At 70.0% G+C, this 1,042-nt stretch carries 1 protein-coding gene; it reads right to left on the bottom strand.

The genetic code is table 11. The features are described 5' to 3' along the window. Positions 1-26: 26 nt before the first annotated feature. Positions 27-959 (bottom strand): phosphotransferase, encoded by a 933-nt coding sequence (locus AB1207_RS24450; RefSeq protein ID WP_367641443.1) that lies wholly within the window; start codon positions 957-959, stop codon positions 27-29. Positions 960-1,042: the final 83 nt, after the last annotated feature.

Below are 1,042 nucleotides of genomic sequence, written 5' to 3' on the forward strand. Positions count from 1 at the left end.
CGATGACCGCGCTGTTGGAGCGACCCTCAGGTGCCTTGGATGTGCGTGGGGAGGTCGTCGAACCATGCCGACCAGCCGCTGTAGAACCGGCGGACCATCGCCAGGATCGGCGGGGTGAGGTCGTCGGCCCCGGAGATCATGTGCGCCCAGCCGGGGCTACTCAACGTTCCCAGGTCACCCACGATGCGGTGCAGGCGAAGCAGCGGGGGTGACACCGGCAGCCCGTAGCCCTCGAAGAACGCCGGCGGCAGCTCAGGGAAGCCGTAGAGATGGGCGTGTCCCTCCAGGCCGGCCAGCTCCTCCAACGGGTACCGCACTGCGGGGAAGTCCCAGTCGATCAGGGTGACTCCGTCATCGCCCACGATGATGTTGTGGAAGTTGGCGTCGTTCTGCGACAGGCAGGGCACCTCACGGCGAAGGGCCTCAGCTCGTTCCTCGATCCGACCCCGCAGGACGTCCAGGAGGGGGGCCAGAGCCGGGCGTTCCCTCTCGACCCACGCTGCGGCCTCATCCACTCCGTGTTGCAGGGTCTGCACCGGGTCGGCTGGCGCCAGGCGCAGCCCGTCCGGTTCGAAGGGTCCACACAACGGTGCGGGGAAGCGGACGGCGTGGACGCGGGCGTAGGCGCGGCCGACCTGACGCCAGGTGGCGTCGTCGAGGGCTCCGCTCTCGGCGACCGCGACCAGGGTCTGTCCGGGGACGTAGTCGACCAGGCTTGCGCCGTTGTCGTCGGCGGCCCACATCCTGGGGGCTCCAACGTCGTGGTGCGCCAGGAATCGGGCGCGTGGCAGCGGTGATGGCGAGGCGGCACCCTGGCGCAGGAGGACCTGGCGGCCGTCGGTAAGGGTGGCGCGCAGTAGTGCGTTGTCCATGCCTAGGCCGCTGATGCGGTCGGTGGAGGCGGGAGCGGGCAGGAGCGTGTCGCGCAGCAGCTTGGTCAGCGTGGCATCGAGATCCATGCGGTCGACCGTAGAGACGACGGGGGCCGGTCTCGACCGCTTTCCTGGAGCGTCGGGCGACGGCCAACGCGCGGTCATCCCGC

Source organism: Kineococcus endophyticus (genome assembly GCF_040796495.1).
GTDB classification, from domain to species: domain Bacteria; phylum Actinomycetota; class Actinomycetes; order Actinomycetales; family Kineococcaceae; genus Kineococcus; species Kineococcus endophyticus.

What these genes read in the sequence shown, in the direction of transcription:
- AB1207_RS24450 (WP_367641443.1), bottom strand. Translation starts at nt 959, where the DNA reads ATGGATCTCGATGCCACGCTGACCAAGCTGCTGCGCGACACGCTCCTG.